The organism is Microbispora sp. H10836 (assembly GCF_012999525.1).
Taxonomy (GTDB): Bacteria; Actinomycetota; Actinomycetes; order Streptosporangiales; family Streptosporangiaceae; genus Microbispora.
Genome location: NZ_JABBWU010000001.1, coordinates 860,173 through 884,569, shown reverse-complemented (window position 1 = coordinate 884,569; position 24,397 = coordinate 860,173). Strand labels below are relative to the sequence as shown.

Genomic DNA, 24,397 nt, shown 5'->3' with positions numbered 1-24,397 from the left:
TCATGGCAGAACTGTGCGGCCCGGCGTAAGTCGCCAACAAGGCGAATGAAAGGCAGCATGTTGCCCGCCGATAGCCGTTTCCTGCCAACGCCGGGCCGCCTGGGAAAGAGCGGCCTGTGGTCCCCTCGCGACGGGCCCGGACCGTTCGCCGTGAATTGACTCAAGGTCAGAAGAATTGTCATCTCACGAGTTCCTCCCGGGCCGGGACGAGGGCTGGCAGGAAGCTGTACCACCCGGGCATCTTGCTGCCGCCGCCCTGTCTGGCCGGTGCCACGCAAACGCGCGAGATTGCCGATGCGGAGATCCGTACTCGCACCAAGGGAGAGGCATGATGACTTCGTCGTCGATTCGCCGCGTCACGATCATCGGCTGTGGTCTGATCGGCGCCTCTGCCGCGCTCGCGTTGCGCAAGGCGGGCGTCGAGGTCGCGCTGTCCGACCGCGACCCGCACGCGGTGGCCGTCGCCGAGCGGATGGGCGCGGGCGTCGCACTGACCCCCGGCGCTCCCGCGGCGGACGTGGTGGTCGTCGCCACGCCGCCGTCCACGGTGGCCGCCGTGCTGCGGGACGCTCAGGCCAGGGGGCTCGGCGCCGTCTACACCGACGTCGCCAGCACCAAGGCCCGCGTCGTCGCCGAGGCCGAGCGGGCGGGCTGCGACCTCACCGCGTACGTGCCGGGGCACCCGATGGCCGGCGCGGAGGCGTCGGGCCCCCTGGCCGCCCGGGCGGACCTGTTCGCCGGACGGCCGTGGACGCTCTGCCCGCTTCCCACGACGCCGCTGCGGCCGGTGCGCGTGGTGGCCGAACTGGTGGGGGCGTGCGGAGCGGAGCACCGGCTGCTGGCGCCGGACGTCCACGACCTGGCCGTCGCCGCGAGCTCGCACGCGCCGCACCTGGTCTCGGCGGCGCTGGCGGCGAGGTTCGCCGGCGCGGACGAGACCACGCTCTCCCTGGTGGGGCCGGGCCTGCGGGACGTCACGCGGGTCGCGGGCGGGGCCCCCGGCCTGTGGTGCGACATCCTCCGGCAGAACGCCGAGCCGGTCGCCGCCGTCCTGGAGGCGGTGGCGCGGGACCTGGCCGCCGCCGCGGCGGCGCTGCGCGACCCGGAGGGCGGGCAGTTGCTCGCCGACCTGCTCACGAAGGGCAACGACGGCCGCGCGCGCATCGTCGGCGGGGGCGCGGAGCACACGGCACGGGCCGGCGCCCTCGCGGCCTGAGCCGCGCCCCCGAGACGCCCCCGAGACGCCGCCGGCGCCTCGCGGCCTGACCGCGCTTCCTCCGAGTGCCCACCGGCGGCGATCGGTGGCGCCCCCGACCCTGGACGGAGCCCGGGCTGCGCAACCAGAAAGGTGTGCCGCCCGCGGGGCCGGTGCGACAGTCGAGGAGACCCAGCGGCGGCCACCGCACCGCAGCGCACTGTGCCGCACGGAGCTGCACCGCAGTGCACTGTGCCGCGTCGCGGGCGCGGGCGTTCCGCCCGCCGCCATGTGCCGTGAGCTGGGACGCGAGGAGCGGCTTCAGCGCCGACGGCACGAGGAGGAAACGATGTTGACGACCGGGGTTCCGACACGGGAGGAACTGGTTCGGCGCGCGTCCGAACTGCTGCCGCTGCTGCGCGGCCACGCGGACTGGGCGGAGGAGAACCGGCGGATCCACGACGAGTCGATCGAGGCCCTGGCCGACGCCGGCGTCTTCAAGATGCGGGTGCCCGCCCGCTACGGCGGCTACGAGTGCGACACGCGGACCCTCCTCGAAGTGGCGGCCGAGCTCGGGCGGGCCGACGGCTCCACCGCCTGGACGGCGTCGGTCTACTGGATCCCGACCTGGATGACCTGCCTGTTCCCCGACGAGGTCCAGGACGAGGTGTTCTCGACGCCGGACGTGCGGGTGTGCGGCACGCTGAGCCCCACCGCCATGGCCGCCCCGGTGGACGGCGGCGTCGTGGTCAACGGCAAGTGGGGGTTCGTCAGCGGCGCCTGGCACAGCCACTGGCAGGAGATCGTGGCGATCCAGGTCGGCCCCGAGGGCGAGCCCATGCCGATCATGGCGCTGGTGCCGATGTCGGACCTGCAGATCGTGGACGACTGGCACACCTCCGGCCTGCGGGGCACCGGCAGCGTCACCACGGTCGCCCAGGACGTGTTCATCCCGGCCGAGCGGGTGCTTCCGCTGCCCGCGGTGCTCATGGGGCAGTACGCGTCGAAGCTGAACGCCGCCAGCCCCATCTACCGGACGCCGCTGCTGCCGGTCGCCTCCGCGTCCTCGGTCGGCACGGTGATCGGCCTGGCCCGGGCGGCCAGGGAGGCGTTCTTCGAGCGCCTGCCCAACCGCAAGATCACCTACACGCACTACGAGAGCCAGAGCGAGGCCCCGCTGACCCACCTGCAGGTGGCGGAGGCGTCGCTCAAGATCGACGAGGCGGAGTTCCACGCCCAGCGCCTGACCGGCCTGGTGGACGGCAAGGGCGTGACGGGCGAGCAGTGGACGCTGGAGGAGCGGGCCAGGGCGCGCGCCGACATGGGCGCGGTGTGCCGGCTGGGCAAGGAGGCCGCGGACGTCCTCGCCATGGCCAGCGGCGGCTCCTCGATCTACACCCAGGTGCCGATCCAGCGGATCGCTCGTGACATCACCGCGGTGAACCTGCACGCGCTGATGCACCCCAACACCAACACCGAGCTGTACGGCCGGGTGCTGTGCGGCCAGGAGCCCGGCACCTTCTACATCTAGACCACACCCCCTCCGCCGAGACGGTTCCGCGGCCCGACGACGTGCCGCGGAACCGTTTCGTATGTGTGCCCGGAGTCCTTCCGGCGTGCCCTGAGGGCGGGCGAAACGCCCGGGCAGACGGAAAAGCCGGAGGCGTGGGACACACGCCTCCGGCCACGATGCGCCGGCTCGGTCACGCGGCGGGCGAGACCGCCGCCTTCCCCGCGACCATGCGGACCAGCGCGTCGAGGTTCGGGTCCTCCTCGAAGACGTCGCCGACGTCGACGCTGACGCCGAGCTCCTCCTCGATGCGGGACACGAGGCGGACCGCGGCGATCGACTCGCCCTCCAGGTCGAAGAAGGTCGCGTCCTCACTTCCGTCCGGCACGTCGAGCACCTGCTTCCAGATCTCCGCGACCTTGGCCTCGATGACCGGGAGAACAAGCTCGCCGGGGTGATTGCCACTCATACGGTGTCCTCCCCAAACGTCCACGATGGCGCGCATGGCGTCCTGCTGCCTGCTGGCTGCCCTCACAGCATCGCAACCGCCGGGGGTCGCGGCACCTCCCAGAGTGCGAGGTCAGGTCCTGACCACCGGTCCCAGTCCGTCCGAGATCCGCAGCCCGCCGCGGGCGTCGGGCCGGGCCCGCCGCGTACGGGAAAGCCGGTCGCGCACCTGCCGCCCGGCGCGCGGGTCGATCCGGTCCGCGAGGTCGAGCGTGCGGGTCATGGCGTCGTCGGCCTCGTCGTAGTCGCCCGTGGCGTACAACGCGTCGCTCAGCATGATCAGGGTCTGCGCTTCGAGCAGCGGCATCTGCATCCCGCGGAACAGGGAGGCCGCTCTGCGCAGGTGCGCCGCAGCCTGGTCGTTCTCGCCGTTCGCGATGGCGATCTCGCCGAGCCCCGACATCACGCGGGCCTCCGCGAGCCGGTGCCGCGAGCTGGTCGCGAGCCGCAGGGCCTCGCGCAGCGTCTCGCCGGCCTCGGTGATCCTGCCCTGGCGCAGCCGGGCGACGCCCAGGCCGTGCAGGGCGAACGCCTCGCCGATGGAGTCGCCGATGTCCCGCACGACCGTCAGCGACTCCTCGAAGGCGCCGGCGGACAGGCCGAACTCGCCCGCCTGCAGGTGTGCCTGCCCCATCCGGTGCAGCACCTGCGCCGTCACCCTGCGGTCGCCCCCGGCCTTGCTCCGCGTCAGCGCCTCGGAGAGCAGCGACTTGGCGCTGTCGAGGTCGTCGCAGTCGAGCCGCACCTGGGCGAGGCTGTGCAGGGTGTGCGCGGCGGAGACGTGGTCGCCCGCGGTGTGGAACACCTGCAGCGCCTTCTCGTAGTTGGCGACCGCCTCCGCGAACCGCCCGTTGATGCGCTCAAGGACCGCGATGCTGCGGATCGCCAGGGCGATCCTGAGCTCGTCGCCGACCTCCTCGAACAGCCGCACCGCCGCATCCAGCTCGCGCCTGGCGTCGTCGAACCGCTGCTCGCTGAACGACAGTGAGCCGATGGTGTACAGCATCTCGGCCTGGCCGCGCCGGTCCCCGGCCTGCCGCGCCGCCTCCAGCGCGAGCTCGTGGGTCTCCCGCCAGTCGTCCAGGTAGACCCGCGACTCGAAGAACATCGCGGCGTTCGCGGCGAGCCGCCAGCACAGCTCGACGAAGCCCGCCTGCGCCGCCTGCCGGATGCCGGAGACCAGCAGGTGACGCTCCCGCTCGAACCACGCCATCGGCTCGGCGACGAGCTGCTCGACGAGCTTTTCCGGCAGCGGCCGGGGGATCACGCTCTCCATCCGGGCGAGCACGTCGGAGCCGAACTCCCGCGACCTGGCCGCGTCCGTCAGCGACAGCAGCGAGCCGAGCACCCGGGACAAGGCGGCCTTCCGCTCCGCCACAGGCTCCTCCGCGGCCAGGCGCTCGCGCGCGAACACCTTGACGAGGTCGTGGAACCGATACTGGGTGTGCGTCCCCCGGCCGACGGTCACCTCGACGAGGTGGGCGTCGGCAAGGTTGTCGAGCAGGTCCTGGGCCTCGATGAACGAGCGGTCGAGCAGGGCCGCGCCGGTCCACACGGAGAATACGTGGGAGTCGAGGATCGCCAGCCGCCGCAGCAGCCGCCGCGCCTCCTCGCTGATGTTGTCGTAGGTGAGCGAGAGGCTGGCCCGGATGCCCATCTCGCCGTGCATCAGCTCGTCGAGCCTGCGCGTCTCGTCCCTGAGGCGGTCGACGAGTTGTTCGACGGTCCAGTGCGGGCGCGCCGCCAGCCGCGCGCCGGCGATGCGCAGGGCCAGGGGCAGATGGCCGCACAGGTCGGCGAGGGCCTCGGCGGAGCTCTGCTCCGACGCCACCCGCCCGCCGCCGGCCACCTGGGCGAGCAGGTCCACCGACTGGGCCGAGTCGAACAGGTCCACGTCGATGTGCGTGGCCCCGGCCAGCCCCACGAGGCGGCTGCGGCTGGTCACGATGACGGCGGAGGCGGGATTGCCCGGCAGCAGCGGCAGGACCTGGCTCTCGCTGCCCACGTCGTCCAGCACGATCAGCATCCTGCGGTCCGCGAGCAGCGTCCGGTACGTCTCCGCCCGCTCTTCGAGGCCGTCGGGGAGCGCGGTGCCGGGCACCCCGAGGGCGCGCAGGAAGCGTTCGAGCACCTGCATGGGGCTGACCGGGCGGGAGACCCCGCCGTGCATGTGGGCGAAGAGCTGACCGTCGGGGTAGTGGTCGGCGACGCTGTGCGCGGCGTGGACCGCGATGGTCGTCTTGCCGATGCCGGCGCGGCCGGCGATCGCGATGATCGGCACGGCGAAGCGAGCCATGCCGTCGGAGACCTGCGTCAGCCGGTGCCGTATCTCGTCGAGGTGCCCGTGCCGGCCGATGAAGTCGGCGATTCCGGAGGGAAGCATGCCGGGGACCGGGGGAGGGGCGGCGGGCTCGGCCACGGAGATCCGCGCGCTATCCCGCTCCGGCGGCGCGTCGAGGCTCTCGTCCGCGGTGAGGATGCCGTGTTCGAGCTGCTGCAGCCGCTCGTTGGGCTCGATGCCCAGCTCGTCGATCATCATCCGCCGGGCGTCGCGGTAGACCTGCAGGGCCTCCGCCTGCCGGCCGGAACGGTACAACGCCGTCATGAACTGGCCGAGCAGCCGTTCGCGGAGCGGGTGCTCCTCCACGAGCCTGCGCAGCTCCGTCACCAGCTCGTGGTGCCGGCCGAGGTCGAGTTCGAGCTGGACGCAGTCCTCGTTCGCGGCGAGCCTCTCCTCGTCGAGCCAGCTCGCGGCGGCCTGGACCATCCTGCTCTCGATGCCTTCGAGCGCGGGGCCGCGCCAGAGGGACAGCGCCTCACGGTACTGCCTGACGGCCTCGTCCACGTCCCGGTTGTCGCGCGCCTGCCGTGCCTTCAGCACGAGGCTCTCGAAGCGGTGCGCGTCGATCTGCTCGCTGTCGGTCCGTAAAGCGTATCCCTGGGACCGCGTGACGATCATCTGATCGTGGCCGCGGGCACCGAACAGGCGCCGCAGGGCGGAGATGCAGATCTGCACCTGGGCCCGCGACGTGGCGGGCGGGTCGTCCCCGTAGATGGCCTCCATGAGACGGCCGACTGCGACCGGTCGGTTGGCCTCCAGCAGCAGCACGGCCAGGACTGTGTGCTGTCGCACACCCCCGAGGTCGAGTCGTTGCCCACCCTCCGTGACTTCGAGGGCTCCTAGCAGGCGAAACTCCACATGCATCTCCCTCTGAAACTGCTGGACCATTGCACAGTGCGGATTACGGAGCTCGCTCTCCGCGATATGCGCATTGCGGCCTCACATAAAGGCTCTCTCTGGGCGATGGCAGTTTACGGAATGTTTGCGATGGAGCCGTGAACACCGGCGGAAACGCTGTCAGGTGCGGTCGCCGCCGTTCTGACATGTAGTCGCCCGCGCGTCCCCTATTGACATTGTTGTCAGGGATCGTACAGCGCGAAACGGACGGTGGCTAGGCGAATGCGCGGTCCGGCAGGTGAACTCCGGTGCACGCGCGTATCTGCTAGGACGCCTTACCTGTTGAAAGTCGCTTAGTCAGAAAAGCGGCGGGGCCGGCCGGACAATGCCTGGGAAAAGCGCGGAGCGGCCGGAGACGCCAGGTCTCCGGCCGCTCGGGGGGTGCGTCAGTCCCAGGGGTTCACGTGGGTGTTGGTGGGGCTCGGCGACGGGATGCCCGCGGGGGTGTGCGGCTGCACGCTCCGGTGGACGACGGTGCGGGCGTGAGCGTGGGAAGCCGACGCCACCGAGACCATCGCGCCCGCCGACGCCGCGGCCGTGAGGGCGATGAAGATGGAGACGGCGAATCGCTTGACGATGCTGTTGCTGCCGGCCACTTGGATACCTCCACCCTGTGCGCGGCGCTCCGTACGCCGATCGCTTACGGGACCGACGCTCACACCCCCCGCCATCGAGCCCTTATCGTCGCGCTTCCGGGATGCCATCACCGCAGGTCGAAGGGGTAGTGGGCGGTGGGATGCGGGGGGTTGCGCCGCCGGCTGAGGGGTGCGGCCCGGCGGCGGCCCGGGCCCCCGCGGTGACGGGCCATGGCCGGACGATGCCTGGGCGATAGCGGGGCGATGCCGGGCCGATAACGGGGTGCGCCACTGTGACAGCAACCCGGGCGGCAACCGCACGCAGGCGGCGAAGCCCGGGTCACCACAAGGTCGGAAGACGAGAGCGTTGAGCCGGGCCGCAGGGGTCCCGGGATTGTGTGGCGGTGAGATGGGCATTGCTCTTCAGGCGCTGGACGGCCTCTACGGCCGGCCGGCCGCCGGTGTCCGGGTGCGGCTTGAACGCAGCGACAACGGCCTCTGGTGTGCCGAGGTCAAGGCGGAGACCGACCACGAGGGACGGGTGGGGGAGTGGCGCGGGCGCAGGTTCGACCGCGGGCTGCACCGCATCGTCTTCGAGAGTGACTCGTACTTCGTCGGCCTGGGGCTGACCGCCGCCTATCCCGAGGTCTCGATCACGTTCCGCATGCATGACGAGACCGACTCCTACCAGTTGCAGGTGCTGCTCTCGCCGTACTCCTACTCCGCTTACTTCGGATCGCTCACCTAAGGAGCCGACCGTGAATCTCGGACGCTACAGCGGTTCTCCACGGGTTCCCCTCGAGGGCCGCGCCTGGCCGGACGCGACCATCGGCTCGGCCCCGCGCTGGCTGTCGACCGACCTGCGCGACGGCAACCAGTCGCTGGCCGAGCCGATGTCGCCGGCCCGGAAGCTGATCATGTTCGACCTCCTGGTGGACATGGGCTACAAGGAGATCGAGGTCGGTTTCCCGGCGGCCAGCAAGGACGACCACGACTTCGTCCGGATGCTCGTCGAGCGCGACCTGATCCCCGACGACGTCCGGATCTCCGTTCTGACGCAGGCCAGGGACGAGCTGATCGAGCGCACGGTGGCGAGCCTGGAGGGCGCGCCGCGCGCCACCGTCCACCTCTACGCCGCGACCTCGCCGCTGTTTCGCGGCCTGGTGTTCGGCATGAGCCGCGACGAGTGCAAGGACCTCGCCGTCCAGGGGACCCGGCTGGTGATGAAGTACGCCGAGCGGACGCTGGACGGCTGCGACCTCGGCTACCAGTTCTCGCCCGAGCACTTCGCCGACACCGAGCCGGACTTCGCGCTGGAGGTCTGCGAGGCCGTCATGGACGTGTGGCAGCCGGAGGCCGGCCGCGAGACCGTCCTGAACTTCCCCACCACGGTCGAGCGCGCCACGCCGAACGTCTTCGCCGACCGGATCGAGTGGATGCACCGCAACCTGTCGCGGCGCGAGCACCTGTGCCTGTCCGTCCATCCGCACAACGACCGGGGGACCGGCGTCGCCACCGCGGAGCTGGCCGTCATGGCGGGCGCCGACCGCGTCGAGGGCTGCCTGTTCGGCAACGGGGAACGGGCGGGCAACGTGTGCCTGGTCACCCTCGGGCTCAACCTGTCCACGCAGGGCGTGGACCCCGGCGTCGACTTCTCCGACCTCGACCGCGTCCGCCGTACCGTGGAGCACTGCACGGGGGTGCCGGTCCATCCCCGGCACCCGTACGGCGGCGACCTCGTCTACACCGCCTTCTCCGGCTCCCACCAGGACGCCATCAAGAAGGGTCTGGACGCCGTGGAAAGGGAGGCCGTCCGCACCGGGGACGACGCCGCGCACCTGCCGTGGCAGGTGCCGTACCTGCCGCTGGACCCGCAGGACGTCGGCCGGACGTACGAGGCGGTGGTGCGGATCAACAGCCAGTCGGGCAAGGGCGGCCTGGCCTACGTGATGAGCGCCTGGCACGGCCTCACCCTGCCGCGCGACCTGCAGGCCGACTTCGCCATGAGGATGCAGGCGCTGACGGACGCCGAGGGCGGGGAGGTCGCGCCGGAGCGGGTTCTCGAGGTCTTCGTGCGGGAGTACGTCATGGATTCCGCCCTGCCGGTCCCGCCGTCCGTCGAGGCCAGGGGGACGGTCACCCTGCACATCGACGCCGGCTGGTTCCGCACCGGCCCGGCCAGGACGGACACGGTCCAGGCGGTCCGCGCGGAGCTCGCGCGCCGGGGCCTGAGGGTGCGGGTCGTCCACCACACCCGCCCGGCGGCCGGCGCGGGCGCGGCGGGGCGGGACGACGCGGCGGTCTACGCCGAGTACCGCACGGGCGGCGCCTGTTACTGGGGTGCCGGGATCGAGCGGGATGTCGAGAGGGCCGCGCTGGTCGCGGTGTGTTCCGCCGTCGCCAGGGCCGCCCGCGACCGGGCCCCGGCAACGGGCGACGGCCAGGGCGATGGCAGGAGCGATGGCAGGGGCGGCGGCCGGGGGGCCACGGAGGGGAACGGGCGGCACGGACGCCAGGGCGCCGGGCGTTCCCGGCGGGTGACGGCCGGCAGGTGACCACGTGAAGGGCGGCGACACGGCGATGGCCATGGTCGAACGGGAACAGGAACTCGTGCTCCTCGAGGCGCTCCTCGCCAGCGCCGTCATGGGCAGGGGCAGGGTCGCACTGGTGGGCGGCGCGGTGGCGACGGGCAAGAGCACGCTGCTGCACACGTTCGCGGAGCAGGCCATCGAGCTGGGCGCGCTGGCCGTCACCGCGACGGGCTCGCCGCTGGAGCGGGACGTCCCGCTGGGCGTGCTGCGCCAGCTCGTCGAGGACGCGCCGCTGGTTCCGCAGGAGCGGGAGCGCGCGCTGTCCCTGCTGGAGGAGGGCGCGCAGGCGGTCGCCGCGGGCGCGGACGAGCGCCGGCCGGTGGACGCCCAGCTCGTCCACGCGCTCTGCGGCGTCCTGCTCGACCTGTCCGAGCGGTGCCCCCTGGTGCTCGTCGTCGACGACGTCCACCACGCCGACCGCGAGTCGCTGCTCTGCCTCGCCTACCTCGCCCGCCGGGTGCGGCTCGCCCAGATCGTGGCGATCTTCGGGCACGCCGACCAGGCGTGGCACACCGACTCCTACTTCCAGACCGAACTGCTGCGCCAGCCGCACTGCCGCCGCGTCAGGCTGACCCGGCTGTCGCGGGCGGGGGTGGCGGCGATGCTCGCCGCGCGCCTGGGCGACGAGGCCGCCGAGCGGCTCGCCGACGAGATGTACGCGCACACCGGCGGCAACCCCCTCCTGGTCACCGCGCTGGCCGACGACTACGAGGAGTCCGCCCGTACGGCGCCGGAGCCCCCGGCGGGGGTCGTCGTCGGAGAGCAGTACGGCCAGGCCGTGCTGTCGTGCCTGAGCCGCGGCGAGGCGCGGGTGGCGCGGGCCGCCCGCGGGCTCGCGGTCCTCGGCGAGCCCCGCTCCCTCGACCTCCTGCTGGGCGTGCCGGCGGCCGAGGTGAACAAGGACCTGCACTCCCTCGGCGCCGCCGGCCTGACCGCGCTCGGCACGTTCCGCCACGAGGCCGCCCGGCAGGCGGTCCTCGGGGCGATGGACGCGGGGGAGCGGGCGGAGCTGCACCGCCGGGCGGCCGAGCTGTCGTACGGCGTCGGCGCCTCCCCGGCCGTGGTCGCCCGGCACCTGCTGGAGGCGGGGCGGGTGGACGCCCCCTGGGGCATCGAGATCCTGGAGGAGGCGGCCAGGAGCGCGCTGCGGGCCGGTCAGGTCGACAGCGCGGTCGGATACCTGCGGCTGGCCTGGCGCGCGTGCGCGGACGACACGCAGCGGGCGAAGATCATGACGATGCTCGTGCGGGCCGAGTGGCGCATCAACCCGGCCGCGCCCGCCGGCCGCCTCGCCGAGCTCGCCGAGGCCGTGCACCGGGGCAGCCTGCGGGGCGGCGACGCCGTCGTGCTGGCCCGGGCGCTGCTGTGGCACGGCCGCGTGGACGACGCGCGCGACGTGCTGGAGCAGGTGCTCGAATCGGGCGGGACGGCCGACCAGGAGACGCGCGCCGAGCTCGTCGTGGCCCGGCTCTGCCTGCGCGCGGCCCATCCCCCCTTCCTCACCGCGCTGGGGCACATGACGAAGGAGGAGGGGCCGGGCGGCATCGTCTCGGTGTCGGTCAGCCGGCGGCTGGAGTCGGCGCTCGCGCTCGCGGAGGTGCTGACCCGGGGACCGCGCGAGGAGTACGTCGACGCCGTCGAGCGCATCCTGGAGGACTCCCGGCTCGACGAGATGTCGCTGGACACGGTCGAGAACTCCCTGCTGACGTTGACCTACGCCGGGAGGGCGGAGCGGGCGGCCCCGCTGTGCGACATGTTCGCCGCCGAGGCGTCGGCGCGGCAGGCGCCCAGCAGGCGCGCCAGGCTCGCGGCGATCCGGGCGGAGATCGCGATTCGCCAGGGGGACATGCCGGCCGCGGAGCGCCACGCGCGCGCCGCGCTGCAGATCATCCCGATGAGCGGCTGGGGCGTCGCCGTCGGCGGCCCGCTCGGCAGCCTCATCTTCGCCCTCACCACCATGGGGAGGTACGACGAGGTGCGCGAGCACCTGGACGTGCCGGTCCCCGAGGTCATGTTCCAGACCCGCTACGGGCTGCACTACCTGCACGCCAGGGGACGTCACAGCCTCGCGACCGGCTACCCCGCCCTGGCGCTGGGCGACTTCCGGCGGTGCGGCGACCTGATGACGGAGTGGAACCTCGACACCCCCGGCCTGATCCCCTGGCGGGCGGACGCCGCCGAGGCGTGCCTGCGCCTGGGACGGGTGGAGGAGGCGCGCGAGCTGGTCCGGGACCAGCTGGACGGGTGCGTGCCCGACGACCCCCGGGGCAGGGGCGTCGCCCTGCGGCTGCTGGCCGCCACCCTCGACCCGGGCGACCGTCCGGCGCTGCTGCGGCAGGCGACCGGGTGCCTGCAGGCCGCGGGCGACAGGTACGAGCTGGCCCGCGCGCTGGCCGACCTCGTGGAGACCTACGACGCGCTCGGCGAGTACCGCCGGGCGCGGACGATCGCCACCTGGGCGCAGGCCGTCGCCGCGGAGTGCGGCGTCGAGCCGCCGGCCTCGTCCCTGAGCCCGGCGCATCAGCAGTCGCACGGCGCCCCGCGCAGTGGATCGCACGGTGGGTCGAGCACCGGATCCGGCGGCGGGCCGGAGCGCGGGGCCACGGCCACGGCGGCCCGCCCCTCGGCCGTGCCGCTCGGCGAGCTGAGCGACGCCGAACGCCGGGTCGCGTCCCTGGCCGCGGCCGGCTGCACCAACCGGGAGATCGCGGCCAAGCTCTTCGTCACGGTCAGCACGGTGGAGCAGCACCTGACCCGCACCTACCGCAAGCTCGGCATCACCCGGCGCTCCGACCTGCCGCTCGTGCTGGAGTTCGGCGAGCAGGCCGGGGTCTGACACCGGCGGCACGGCACCCGGAGACACCGGAAACACCGGGAGACACCGGGAGACACCCGGAAACACCGGGCAACCGGAGAGTTGCCCGCCCGCCTCTCGTGGTGTGACCGTCGAGGCGGGAGGCGCACGTGGAGGACAGCACCGATCTGATCGTCGTACGCGGCGACCCGACGCCCGAGGAACTCGCGGCGGTCGTCGCGGTCGTGGCCGCCGTCGCCGCGCGGGCCGGGTCCGCCGCGGCCGCACCCGAACCGCCCGCCGCGCCGGTGTCGCCGTGGGCCTCGGCCTGGGCCGCCTTCGCCTGGCTCGCCCCCGGCCCCCGGCCGGTCGCCCGGGGCGCGTGGTCTTCTCCGAATGTGCGCTGGCACTGGATCGCCTGAGGAATCGCCGGGCACGAGCACCGATCGCGCATTTTACGAAAAGCCGTAAAGGACCCGCGGACGCATCCTGAGGAAAGTGCCGTCGAGGCCGTCCGGGGAAATCGCGGGAAGACGAAATGCGGCTTCGGCGGCGCGGTGCCGACGGCGTTCTGGGCCCGTCCGGGGACCACGAGTGAGAGGTGTGGCATGTCGACGTTGTCCGGTTCGCTCCGCAGGCTGGTGCTGGCCCCGTCCCTGCTCGATGTGACCTTCGCCGAGCGGGGGTTCCCGGGCTCCCCGTCCGAGGTCACCCGGCGGCTGGAGACGATCCCCCAGGCGGTCGTCTGCGGCTTCGAGTGGGGGATCGACGCCCGCGACCAGTGGGAGGTCGAGCGCAGGCTGAACATGATCGAGCCCGAGCTGCGCGGCTTCGCCTACGAGGGCGCGACGATGGCGTTCACGGTGCTCGACGCCATGGGCGGCGGGCGTGGCCGCCGCACCCGTGACCTGCTGCTCGGGCCCGGGCGGCCGCACATCTTCCTCACCTACATCGGCATCGGATTCGCCATGGCCCGGCTGCCCCGGGTGCTGTGGCGGAAGGTGATGCCCGACCTCGGCGGCTCGCCGTACTACCCGACCATGAGCTGGCTGGCGGTGGACGGCTACGGCTTCGACCGCGCCTACTTCGACACCCGGCGCTGGGTGGACGAGCAGCGGATCCCGTCGCCCTACCCCTGGGAGGGCTCGCCGGACTACTTCCTCCGCGCCGTCGACCAGGGCCTCGGGCGGGCGCTGTGGTTCATCCACGGCGCGCGGGTGGGGGACGTCGCCACCGCCGTGCGGCGCTTCGCGAGCCACCGGCAGGCGGACCTGTGGAGCGGCGTCGGCCTGGCCGCGACGTTCGCCGGGGGCTGCGACGCCGACACGCTGGCCGTGCTGCGCCGCGAGGCCGGCGAGCACGGTCCCGAGGTGGCGCAGGGCGTGGTGTTCGCCGCGAAGGCGCGCAGCTACGCCGGGTTCGTGCCGGCGCACACCGAGGTCGCCACCGCCGCCCTCGCGGGCCTGTCCGTGCGGGACGCGGTCGCGCTGGCCGACGACAGCGAGGTCGCGCCGGACCCGTCCGCGTCCGTGCCGGCGTACGAGCTGTGGCGGGGCCGGGTCCGTGAGCACTTCGCCGCGCGCCTGGTGGCCTGACCGCCGGCCTGTTTTCCCCGTCGCGTCGAATTAATTTCACCGCAATTTCTTTCGCCATGCCCGGAAATAGCAACAGATGGGCACTTTTGAAGTGGTCCGGGCCCGGAGGAATATGCGTAAATAGCGCCAGAATCAGCCGTATATGCGGGATTTTATGGAGGGGCGGAGAGGCAATTGACGAGTTTCCTGCGTTCATTGAGACGCCGAATCATGACACCGGACATCTCGGAGACGAAGCTCGCCACCCGGGGTTTCCACGTGAAGAGCCCGGAGGCCCGGGACCTGCTCGAGACCGTCGGTGAGACCTTCCTCAAGGGATACGGCTACGCGATGGAGGCGTGCACGGTCGCGGAGGCGGAGGAGCGCCTGGAGCAGGTGCCCACCCGGTTCCGCGGCTTCGCCTACGAGGGCGCCGGCATGGCCTTCGCCATCCTCGACGGGATGCCGTTCGGCGGTGGGCGGGTCGAGGAGTTCCTCGCCGGGCGCGGCGGACGGCACAACTACATGATCTACGTCGGCGTCGGCTGGGCGATGGCCCGGCTGCCGAGGTTCCTGTGGCCGAAGGCCGAGTCGCTCGACCCGCTGCTGCGCTGGCTGGCGCTGGACGGCTACGGCTTCCACCAGGCCTACTTCCGCACCGACCAGTACGTCCACGGACAGTACCGCGACCCGGCCTTCCCCTGGCCGGCCGACGCCACGCGGCCGTACGCCAACCGGGCGATCGACCAGGGAATCGGCCGGGCCATCTGGTTCGTCGCCGGGACCGACGCGGAGCGGTGCGCGGACCTGATCGACCGGTTCGACCCGTCCCGCCGCGCCGACATGTACGCGGGCGCCGGGCTGGCCGCCACCTACGCCGGCGGCGCGGCCGAGGAGGAGCTGCTGACGCTGCGGGAGCGGGCGGGCGAGCACCGCCCGCTGCTCGCGCAGGGCGCCGCCTTCGCCGCCGAGGCCCGGGTCCGTGCCGGCCTGGTCGTGCCGCACACGCGCCTGGCCGCCGAGATCCTCTGCGGCCTGCCCGAGGACCGGGCGGCCCAGGTCACCCAGCTGGTCCGCCCGCCGCAGCCGCTGCGGGACGGCGACCCGCCCGCCTACGAGCTCTGGCGTCAGTGCATCGCCAACGAATTCGTCTCCCTTGGAGGTGTTACCCAGTGACCGCGACACTTGGCTGGCTGCGCAGGCAGACAGCGGGGATCGTGGCGCTCGTGCTGATCGCGACCGCCTTCCTGATCGCCCGCCTGCCCTCGTACTCCGCCGCGCAGACGGCGGAGACGGCGAGCAAGTACTCGTTCACGCCGCTGTCCATCGCCCTGCCGAGCGGCTACGACCAGCAGTCGATCCGAAAGGTCAACAAGGACTACACGCACATCGACGCCTGGATCTCCTCGGTCGGGGCGGCGATCGCGATGAACGACCTCGACGGCGACGGGCTGTCCAACGACCTGTGCCTCGTCGACACCCGCATCGACCAGGTCGTGATCACGCCGACGCCGGGCGCCAAGTCGGAGCGGTACGCCCCGTTCGCGCTGAACCCGGCCCCGCTGCCGGTCAACGACCACATGGCGCCGATGGGCTGCGTCCCCGGCGACTACAACGAGGACGGCCGGCTCGACCTGCTCGTCTACATGTGGGGCCGCACGCCCATCCTGTACCTCGCCAAGACGGGCGCGAAGGGGCTGTCGGCCACGACGTACAAGCCGACCGAGCTGGTGCCGGGCGTGAACGTCACCAACGGTGAGTACACCGGCCCGCAGTGGAACACCAACGCCGCGACCGTGGCCGACTTCGACGGTGACGGGCACGACGACATCTTCATCGGCAACTACTTCGCCGACGGACCGGTGCTCGACCCCACGGTCTCCGGCGGCGTGCACATGAACCACTCCATGTCGAACGGCCACAACGGTGGCGAGAACTACTTCTTCCGCTGGACCGGTGCCAAGAGCGGCGACAAGCCGGCGGCGACCTACCAGAAGCTCGACGACGTGCTGCCCGAGGAGGTGTCGAGGGGCTGGGAGCTCGGCGCGGCCGCCAACGACCTCGACGGCGACCTGCTGCCCGAGCTGTACCTGGCCAACGACTTCGGCCCCGACCGGATGCTGTACAACCGCTCCACCCCGGGACACTTCAAGTTCTCCCTGGTCGAGGGCGTCCGCTCGCCCTTCGTCCCCAAGTCGAAGAGCGTGGGCCACGACTCCTTCAAGGGCATGGGCGTCGACTTCGGCGACCTGAACCACGACGGCATCTACGACATGTTCGTCAGCAACATCACCACCTCCTGGGGCATCGAGGAGAGCAACTTCCAGTTCGTCGCCGACGTGAAGAACCAGAGCGAGCTGCGGGAGAAGTTCCGCGAGGGCGTGGCGCCGTACCGCGACGAGAGCGCGCCGGCGCAGACCGCCTGGTCCGGCTGGGGCTGGGACGTCAAGATCGAGGACTTCAACAACAGCGGTGAGCCGGCCATCGCCCAGGCGACCGGCTTCATCAAGGGGCAGACCGACCGCTGGCCGCAGCTCCAGGAGCTGGCCACGGCCAACGACCAGATGCTGCAGAACCCGACCTGGTGGCCGAACGCCCGCGCCGGGGACGACATCGCCGGCAACCAGACGCTGCACTTCTTCGCCAAGGGTCCCGAGGGCCGTTACATCGACCTCGCCCCGCAGCTCGGTCTCAACGTGCCGGTGCCGACCCGCGGCATCGCGACCGGCGACGCCGACGGCGACGGCCGCCTGGACTTCGCCGTGGCCCGCCAGTGGGACGCGCCGATCTTCTACCACAACCAGAGCCCGGCGCAGGGCGCGTTCCTCGGGCTGCGCCTGACCCGCGACGAGAAGCCCGCCGACGGCGCCCTGCCCGCGGCCGGCTCGCCGGTGACCGGCGCGCAGGTCTGCGTCATGACCCCCGACGGCCGGAAGTTCATCAGCCGGGTCGACGGCAGCAGCGGCCACTCCGGCCGTCGCACCACGGACGTGCACATCGGCCTCGGCCAGAACGTCACCGGCCCGGTGAAGGTGCTTCTGCAGTGGCGTGACCGCACCGGACAGGTGCGTGAACAGGATCTCCAGCTCACCCCGGGCTGGCACTCGCTCAAGCTCGGCCGGCAGGCCAAGGAGAAGTGATCGGACATGGCTGAGAACACGCCCGTCGCGGGGCCGCGCCACGACCCCAAGGTGGTCATCGCGCTGCGCAACTTCGCGATCTCGATTTCGGTCTTCAACATCGTCGGCTACACGATCCTCGGCTTCGAGCAGCCCTGGCTGTGGCCCTTCATCGCCCTCGCCACCGGGTACACCACCGAGATCGTCCTGGAGCGGATCGGCTCGCGGGCCGAGGGGCGGCCCCCGCGCTACAAGGGCAACGGCCTGCGCGGGCTGATCGAGTTCCTCTACCCGGCGCACATCACCAGCCTGGCCATGAACATGCTGACCTACGTCAACGACCAGGTCCTGGTGCTCGTCTTCGGCGTCGTGGTGGCCGTCGGTGCCAAGTGGGTCCTGCGGGCCCCGGTGAAGGGCCGCCTGCGCCACTACATGAACCCGTCGAACTTCGGCATCGCCGTCATCCTGCTGCTGTTCCCCTGGGCCAGCATCGCCCCGCCGTACCACTTCACCGAGAACGTCGACACCTGGATCGACTGGCTGGTGCCCGGGATCATCATCGTCGGCGGCACGATGCTGAACGGCAAGCTCACCGGCCGCATGCCGCTGATCGCCGGCTGGGTGGGCGCGTTCGCCCTGCAGGCGATCCTGCGCGGCGTCTTCTTCGGCACCTCGATCCCGGCCGCGCTCGCCATGATGACCGGCGTCGCCTTCATCCTGTTCACCAACTACATGATCACCGACCCGGGCACGACGCCGTCGAAGCCCGGCTCGCAGATCGCCTTCGGCGCCGGCGTCGCCCTGCTGTACGGCCTGCTCACCGCCGTCCACATCTCGTACGCCCTGTTCTTCGCCACCGCCGGCGTCTGCGCGATCCGGGGCGGCTTCTTCTGGGCGCTGCACTTCGTGAACAAGGCACGCCAGCAGGCGCAGGCCCCGGCGCAGGCCCAGGCGCCGTCCATCCCGTCCCAGACGCCGGCCCCGGTCATCGTGACCGGCCCCGTCTCGGTCAACGGCAAAGAGGCGGCGTCCGTATGAGCACGACCAGGATCGCCATCGTCGGCATGGCCTGCCGATATCCCGACGCCGCCTCACCGCGGGAGCTGTGGGAGAACGCGCTGGCCGGCCGGCGCGCCTTCCGCAGGCTCCCGGACGAGCGGATGCGCCTGGAGGACTACTGGGACCCCGATCCGTCGGTGCCCGACCGGTTCTACGCCCGCACCGCCGCCGTCATCGAGGGCTACGAGTTCGACCGGGTCGGCTACCGGATCGCCGGCAGCACGTACCGCTCGACCGACCTGACGCACTGGCTCGCCCTCGACATGGCGGGCCGTGCGCTGGCCGACGCGGGCTTCCCCGAAGGGGAGGGGCTGCCGCGCGAGCGCACCGGAGTCGTCGTCGGCAACACCCTGACCGGCGAGTTCACCCGCGCCAACATCCTGCGCCTGCGCTGGCCGTACGTCCGCCGCACGGTCGCGGCGACGCTGAAGGACCAGGGCTGGGACGACGAACGGCTGGCCGCCTTCCTCGCGGACCTGGAGGCCACCTACAAGAGCCCGTTCCCCGAGGTCGACGAGGACACCCTCGCGGGCGGCCTGTCGAACACCATCGCCGGGCGCATCTGCAACCACTTCGACCTCAACGGCGGCGGCTACACCGTGGACGGCGCCTGCTCCTCCTCGCTGCTGTCGGTGACGACGGCGTGCAAGGCGCTGCTCGACGGCGACCTGGACGTCGCCGTCGCCGGCGGGGTCGACCTGTCCATCGACCCCTTCGAGATCATCGGCTTCGCGAAGACCGGCGCGCTGGCCAAGGGCGAGATGCGCCTGTACGACAAGCACTCCAACGGCTTCTGGCCGGGCGAGGGCTGCGGGATGGTCGTGCTGATGCGCGAGTCCGACGCCGTCGAGGCCGGTCGCCGGATCTACGCCGTCATCGCGGGCTGGGGCGTCTCCTCCGACGGCCGGGGCGGCATGACCAGGCCCGAGGTGAGCGGCTATCGGCTCGCGCTGAGCCGGGCCTACGAACGGGCCGGGTTCGGCATCGAGACGGTCGGCCTGTTCGAGGGCCACGGCACCGGCACCGCGGTGGGCGACGCGACCGAGCTCACCGCGCTGTCGGAGGCCAGGACCGACGCGGCCCCGGCGACGGCGCCCGCCGCCGTCACCTCGATCAAGGGGATGATCGGGCACGCCAAGGCCGCGGCCGGGGTGGCCGGACTGATCAAGACCGCGATGGCGGTCCACGAGCAGGTCCTGCCGCCCGCCATCGGCTGCGTCGAGCCGCACCAGATCCTCGCGAAGCAGGACGCCCCGCTGCGCGCGCTGCGCAAGGCGGAGCCCTGGCCAGAGGACGTCCCGGTCAGGGCCGGCGTCACGGCCATGGGCTTCGGCGGCATCAACACCCACGTCGTGCTGGAGAAGAGCGGGCCGCGGCGGCGCGTGCTGCCCGCCCGCACCAGGAGCCTGGCCTCCTCCCTGCAGGACGCCGAGCTGCTGCTGGCCGACGCCGCCTCGCCGCAGGCGCTGCGGGAGCGGGTGGCCACGCTGGCCGACTTCGTGACCCGGCTGTCGTACGCGCAGCTCGCCGACCTGGCGGTCACCCTGCAGCGCGAGCTGCGGGACCAGCCCTACCGGGCGGCGGTGGTGGTCTCCTCGCCCGAGGACGCCGAGCGGCAGCTGCGGCGGGTGCTCACCGCCCTCGACGGCGGCGAGACCAGCCTGTTCGCCTCCGACGGCCGGGCCTTCCTCGGCCACGCCGACGGCCCCTGCCGGATCGGCTTCCTCTTCCCCGGGCAGGGCTCGGGCCGCGGCACCAGCGGCGGGGCCCTGCGCCGCCGCTTCCCCGAGGTCGAGGAAATCTACGCCAGGGCGGCGCTGCCGTCCACGGGGGACATGGTGGCAACCGCGGTCGCCCAGCCGCGCATCGTCACCGGCTCGATGGCGGGACTGCGCGCGCTGTCCCTCCTCGGCCTGGAGGCCGACGTCGCGGTGGGCCACAGCCTCGGCGAGCTGTCGGCGCTGCAGTGGGCCGGCGCCATGGACGAGGACACGCTGCTCGGCCTGGCCGCCGCCCGCGGCCGGGCCATGACCGAGCACAGCTCCTCGGGCACCATGGCCGGCATCCGGGCGACCCCGCAGACGGTGACCGACCTCATCGCCGGGCTGCCGGTGGTGATCGCCGGATACAACGGCCCGAGCCAGACCGTCGTCGCCGGCCAGGCCGACGCGGTGGAGGAGGCGGGGCGCAGGGCCTCCGACGCGGGCCTGAACTGGACCCCGCTCGCGGTGTCCCACGCCTTCCACTCGCCGCTGGTGGCGCCCGCGGCCGAGGCGTTCGGCGCGTACCTGGCCGGGCAGGAGTTCGGCCCGGTCGGGCGGCGGATCGTCTCCACCGTGACCGGCGAGGACCTGCCGCCGGTCGCGGACCTGCGCGAGCTGCTGCGGCGGCAGATCACCGAGCCGGTGCGGTTCACCCAGGCGGTCGAGCGGGCGGCCAAGGACGTCGCCCTGTTCGTCGAGGTCGGCCCGGGCCGGGTGCTGACCGGTCTGGCCGCGGCGGCGACGGAGGTGCCCGCGGTCGCGCTCGACACCGACGACGAGTCGCTGGCCGGGCTGCTGCGGGTGGCCGGCGCGGCCTACGTGACCGGCGTCCCCGTCCTCCTGGAGGACCTCTTCCACGGCCGGCTGGTCCGGCCCCTGGAGATCGGCGCGGAGTTCAGCTTCTTCGCCAGTCCGGCGGAGGCCGCGCCCCGGGTCACCGTGGCGGCGACGCGGGCGCGGGCGGCCGGGGAGGCCGCGCCGCCCGCCGCGACGGCGGCCCCCGTCGTCTCCGCCGACGCCGCGGCCGAGGCCGGGTCGAGCATCGACCTGCTGCGGCGCCTCGCGGCCGAGCGGGCGGAACTGCCGCTGGAGATGGTGAGCGAGGACAGCAGGCCGCTCGACGAGCTGCACCTCAGCTCGGTCACGGTCATGCACATCATCGACCAGGCCGTCCAGCGCCTTGGGGTGCCCGCCGCGCAGGCCCCCACCAACCTCGCCACCGCGAGCCTGCGTGAACTGGCCGAGGCGCTCGACCGGCTCACGCGGGAGCCGCAGGGCCGGGCCGCCGCACCGGCGGCCGTGGTGGCCGGCGCCGCCGACTGGGCCAGGCCGTTCGCGGTCGACCTCGACGAGGTGCCGCTCCCGGCGCGGACCGGCCCCGGGGACAGCGGCCGGTGGCGGCTGTACGCCGCCGGGTCGTCCCCGATCGCCGAGCCGCTGCGCCGGGCGCTCGAGGAGGGGAACGTCGGCTCCGGGGTGCTGGTGTGCCTGCCTCCGGACTGCGCCGAGGAGCACCTGGAGCAGGCGCTGCTGGGCGCCAAGGCCGCCCTGGCCGGCCCGCCCGGCACCCGGTTCGTCCTGGTCCAGCACGACCGGGGCGCGGCCGGGCTGGCCAAGACGCTGCACCTGGAGGCGCCGCACCTGCGCACCACCGTCGTGCACACCCCGGCGGTGCCGGAGGCGGTCGGCCGCGTGGTGGCCGAGGTTGCGGCGACCACCGGCTTCGCCGAGGCGTACTACGACGCCGACGGCGTGCGCCGGGTGCCGACGCTGCGCGCCCTGCCGGTACGGCCGGCCACCCAGGTCCCGCCGCTCGGCGCGGAGGACGTCCTGCTGGTGACCGGCGGCGGCAAGGGCATCACCGCCGAGTGCGCACTGGCGGTCGCCACCGACAGCGGCGCGAAGCTGGCCGTGCTCGGCCGCTCCGACCCGGCCGGCGACGCGGAGCTCGCCGCGACCCTGCGGCGGATGGCCGAGGCCGGGGTGACCGTGCGGTACGCCAGGGCCGACGTGACCGACCCCGGTCAGGTGCGCCGGGGAATCGCCGAGCTGGAGGCGGAGCTGGGGCCGGTCACCGCGGTCCTGCACGGCGCCGGCCGCAACGAGCCCGCCGGGCTCGCCGGCCTCGACGCCGACGCCTTCGGCCGGACGTTCGCCCCCAAGGTCGGCGGGCTGCGCAACGTGCTCGACGTGGTGGACCCCGGCAGGCTGCGCCTGCTGGTCACCTTCGGCAGCATCATCGGCAGGGCCGGTCTGCACGGCGAGGCGCACTACGCGACCGCCAACGAGTGGCTGGCCGACCTGACCAGGGAGGTCGCCGACAAGCACCCGGGCTGCCGCGCCATCTGCATGGAGTGGTCGGTCTGGTCGGACGTCGGCATGGGCGAGCGCCTGTCGGTGGTCGAGGGGCTGACCCGCAAGGGCATCGTCCCGATCACCCCCGAGCAGGGGGTGGAGATCATGCGGAGGCTGGTCGCCGACCCCGCCTCGCCCGTCGTCGTCGTGATCAGCGGGCGTACGGAGGGGATCGGCACGGTCCGCAGGGACGAGCCGCCGCTGCCCCTGCTGCGCTTCGTCGACCGCCCGCTGATCCGCTACCACGGCGTCGAGCTCGTCACCGAGGTCGAGGTCAACGCGGGCACCGACCTCTATCTCGCCGACCACCTCCTCGACGGCAACCTGCTGTTCCCTGCCGTCTTCGGGATGGAGGCCATGGCCCAGGTCGCGTACGCGGCCACCGGGCGGCGGGAGACGCCGGCGATCGAGGACGCGCGGTTCCTGCGGCCGATCGTGGTGCCGCCGGCCGGCAGCACGACGCTGCGGATCGCCGCGACGGTCACCGGCGACGACACGGTCGAGGCGGCGATCCGCAGCTCGGACACCGGCTTCGAGGTGGACCACTTCCGCGCCCGGCTGCGCTACACCGGCGAGCCCGTGGCGGACGGGCCGCCCGGCCAGGTCACCGAGGGCCTGCCCCCGGTGACGCTGGACCCGGCCCGGGAGATGTACGGCGACCTGCTGTTCCAGGGCGGCCGGTTCCACCGGCTGCGCCGCTACCACCGCGCCGCCGCCCGCCACGTGGACGCCGACGTGGCCGCGCTGGCCGACGGGGACTGGTTCGCCCGCTACCTGCCGGACACCCTGCTCCTCGGCGACCCGGGCACGCGGGACGCGCTGATGCACGGCAACCAGGTCTGCGTGCCGGACGCCACGTTGCTCCCGGTGGGGATCGAACGGGTGCGTCCCGGCGGCCCCGCCCTCGCGGAGGCGGGCGCGCTGCGGTACTGCGCGACGGAGCGCGAGCGCGACGGCGACACCTACGTCTACGACATCGCGGTCCGCACCGGGGACGGCACCGTCGTGGAGCGGTGGGACGGCCTGACCCTGCAGGCCGTACGCAAGAAGGACGGCGGCGCGGGTCCCTGGGTGGCCCCCCTGCTCGGCTCCTACCTGGAGCGGACGCTGGAGGACCTGACCGGTGACCGGGTGGCCGTCGTGGTCGAACCCGGCCTGCCGGGCGAGCCGGACGGCGCCGCCGGGCGCGGCGCCCGCGCGGCCGTGGGGCTGGGCCGGGCGCTCGGCCGCCCCGTCGAGGTGCGGTCCGGTCCCGGCGGCGAGCCGGAGATCGGCGGCGAGGCCGGCGACGGCGTCGCGGTGTCGGCGGCACACGGGGCCGGAGTGACGCTGTGCGTCGCCGGCGGCGGGCCGCTGGGCTGCGAGATCGCCGAGGTGACCGCGTCCGGCGAGGGGGACGGGCGGTGGCGGGAGGCCCTCGGGCCGAACGCCGCGGTCGCCGAGCGGGTAGCCGCCCTCACCGGCGAGGCCCCCGCGGTCGCGGCCGCGCGGGTCCTGGCCGGGGTGCGGTCCCTGCGACGGGCCGGCCTGCCGGAGGACACCCCGCTCGCGGCCGGGACCGTGTCCGGCTCGTGGGCGGTCGTCGACGCCGGGGACGCGCGGATCGCGACGCTCGTCACCTCCCTGCGGGACGTCGCGGGGCCGGTAGTGATCGCGGTGCTCACCGAAGGGCGGTCGCGGGCGTGAGTGACTACTACGAATACCTCCACACCGTGGGATTCGAGGAGACGAACATCGTCGGGAACGTCTACTACGTCAACTACCTGCGGTGGCAGGGACGTTGCCGGGAGATGTTCCTCAAGGAGCGGGCGCCGGAGGTGCTCGCCGACCTGCAGGACGACCTGAAGCTGTTCACGCTGAAGGTCGACTGCGAGTTCTTCGCCGAGATCACCGCGTTCGACGAGCTGTCCATCCGGATGCGCCTGGTCGATCTCGCCCAGACGCAGGTCGAGTTCAGCTTCGACTACGTGCGGCTCAACCCGGGCGAGGGCGAGACGCTCGTGGCCCGCGGCAGGCAGCGCGTGGCCTGCATGCGCGGGCCGAACACCCGCACCGCGCCCGCCCGGGTTCCCGAGTCGCTGGTCAGGGCGCTCGAACCGTACGCGTCCTAACCCCAG

General features: G+C 73.0%; 15 protein-coding genes. 12 read left to right on the top strand and 3 right to left on the bottom strand.

From position 1 onward, the window contains the following. The first annotated feature begins 175 nt into the window (after window positions 1–175). Window positions 176–1,216 (top strand): prephenate dehydrogenase, encoded by a 1,041-nt coding sequence (locus HHX30_RS04020; protein WP_396703219.1) that lies wholly within the window; start codon window positions 176–178, stop codon window positions 1,214–1,216. Window positions 1,217–1,544: 328 nt separating this feature from the next. After that, window positions 1,545–2,726: an acyl-CoA dehydrogenase family protein gene (locus tag HHX30_RS04015; RefSeq protein WP_169979398.1), complete on the top strand. Its 1,182-nt coding sequence runs from the start codon at window positions 1,545–1,547 to the stop codon at window positions 2,724–2,726. Window positions 2,727–2,898: 172 nt separating this feature from the next. Here the strand turns inward: HHX30_RS04015 and HHX30_RS04010 are convergent, their stop codons facing one another. The 3 genes from HHX30_RS04010 to HHX30_RS04000 all read right to left on the bottom strand — a co-directional run bounded on the left by HHX30_RS04010 (window position 2,899) and on the right by HHX30_RS04000 (window position 7,046). Beyond that, window positions 2,899–3,174 carry an acyl carrier protein gene (locus HHX30_RS04010; protein WP_169979396.1) on the bottom strand — a complete coding sequence of 92 codons (276 nt, stop codon included), beginning with the start codon at window positions 3,172–3,174 and terminating at the stop codon, window positions 2,899–2,901. Window positions 3,175–3,285: 111 nt separating this feature from the next. Then, the gene (locus HHX30_RS04005; RefSeq protein WP_311922067.1) at window positions 3,286–6,345 is read right to left on the bottom strand and encodes a BTAD domain-containing putative transcriptional regulator; all 3,060 of its coding nucleotides are present in this window, start codon (window positions 6,343–6,345) and stop codon (window positions 3,286–3,288) included. 491 nt (window positions 6,346–6,836) lie between these two features. After that, complete coding sequence (locus HHX30_RS04000; protein WP_169979393.1) at window positions 6,837–7,046, bottom strand: hypothetical protein; 210 nt, start codon at window positions 7,044–7,046, stop codon at window positions 6,837–6,839. A 388-nt stretch (window positions 7,047–7,434) separates the two neighbouring features. Here HHX30_RS04000 and HHX30_RS03995 point away from each other — a divergent pair, with 388 nt between their 5' ends. The 10 genes from HHX30_RS03995 to HHX30_RS03950 all read left to right on the top strand — a co-directional run bounded on the left by HHX30_RS03995 (window position 7,435) and on the right by HHX30_RS03950 (window position 24,391). After that, complete coding sequence (locus HHX30_RS03995) at window positions 7,435–7,773, top strand: hydroxyisourate hydrolase (RefSeq protein ID WP_169979391.1); 339 nt, start codon at window positions 7,435–7,437, stop codon at window positions 7,771–7,773. 10 nt (window positions 7,774–7,783) lie between these two features. Beyond that, window positions 7,784–9,580, top strand: coding sequence for a 2-isopropylmalate synthase (locus HHX30_RS03990; RefSeq protein ID WP_311922066.1), 1,797 nt, complete (start codon window positions 7,784–7,786; stop codon window positions 9,578–9,580). Between the two features lie 4 nt (window positions 9,581–9,584). After that, complete coding sequence (locus tag HHX30_RS03985) at window positions 9,585–12,452, top strand: AAA family ATPase (RefSeq protein ID WP_311922065.1); 2,868 nt, start codon at window positions 9,585–9,587, stop codon at window positions 12,450–12,452. A 128-nt stretch (window positions 12,453–12,580) separates the two neighbouring features. Then, window positions 12,581–12,832: an acyl-CoA carboxylase epsilon subunit gene (locus HHX30_RS03980; RefSeq protein WP_182904361.1), complete on the top strand. Its 252-nt coding sequence runs from the start codon at window positions 12,581–12,583 to the stop codon at window positions 12,830–12,832. A 186-nt stretch (window positions 12,833–13,018) separates the two neighbouring features. Beyond that, complete coding sequence (locus HHX30_RS03975; RefSeq protein ID WP_169979387.1) at window positions 13,019–14,005, top strand: DUF1702 family protein; 987 nt, start codon at window positions 13,019–13,021, stop codon at window positions 14,003–14,005. Window positions 14,006–14,179: 174 nt separating this feature from the next. Beyond that, window positions 14,180–15,160 carry a DUF1702 family protein gene (locus HHX30_RS03970; protein WP_169979385.1) on the top strand — a complete coding sequence of 327 codons (981 nt, stop codon included), beginning with the start codon at window positions 14,180–14,182 and terminating at the stop codon, window positions 15,158–15,160. Further along, on the top strand, window positions 15,157–17,124 hold the full coding sequence (locus tag HHX30_RS03965) for a CRTAC1 family protein (RefSeq protein ID WP_169979383.1): 1,968 nt from the start codon (window positions 15,157–15,159) through the stop codon (window positions 17,122–17,124). The genes HHX30_RS03970 and HHX30_RS03965 overlap by 4 nt, the downstream gene beginning before the upstream one ends. A 6-nt stretch (window positions 17,125–17,130) precedes the next feature. Then, entirely contained in the window at window positions 17,131–18,141 is a 1,011-nt protein-coding gene (locus HHX30_RS03960; RefSeq protein ID WP_169979381.1) for an enediyne biosynthesis protein, read from the top strand. Then, window positions 18,138–23,966 carry a type I polyketide synthase gene (locus tag HHX30_RS03955; protein WP_169979379.1) on the top strand — a complete coding sequence of 1,943 codons (5,829 nt, stop codon included), beginning with the start codon at window positions 18,138–18,140 and terminating at the stop codon, window positions 23,964–23,966. Before HHX30_RS03960 ends, HHX30_RS03955 begins: the two co-directional genes overlap by 4 nt. Next, the gene (locus tag HHX30_RS03950) at window positions 23,963–24,391 is read left to right on the top strand and encodes a thioesterase family protein (RefSeq protein ID WP_169979377.1); all 429 of its coding nucleotides are present in this window, start codon (window positions 23,963–23,965) and stop codon (window positions 24,389–24,391) included. Before HHX30_RS03955 ends, HHX30_RS03950 begins: the two co-directional genes overlap by 4 nt. Window positions 24,392–24,397 lie beyond the last annotated feature (6 nt).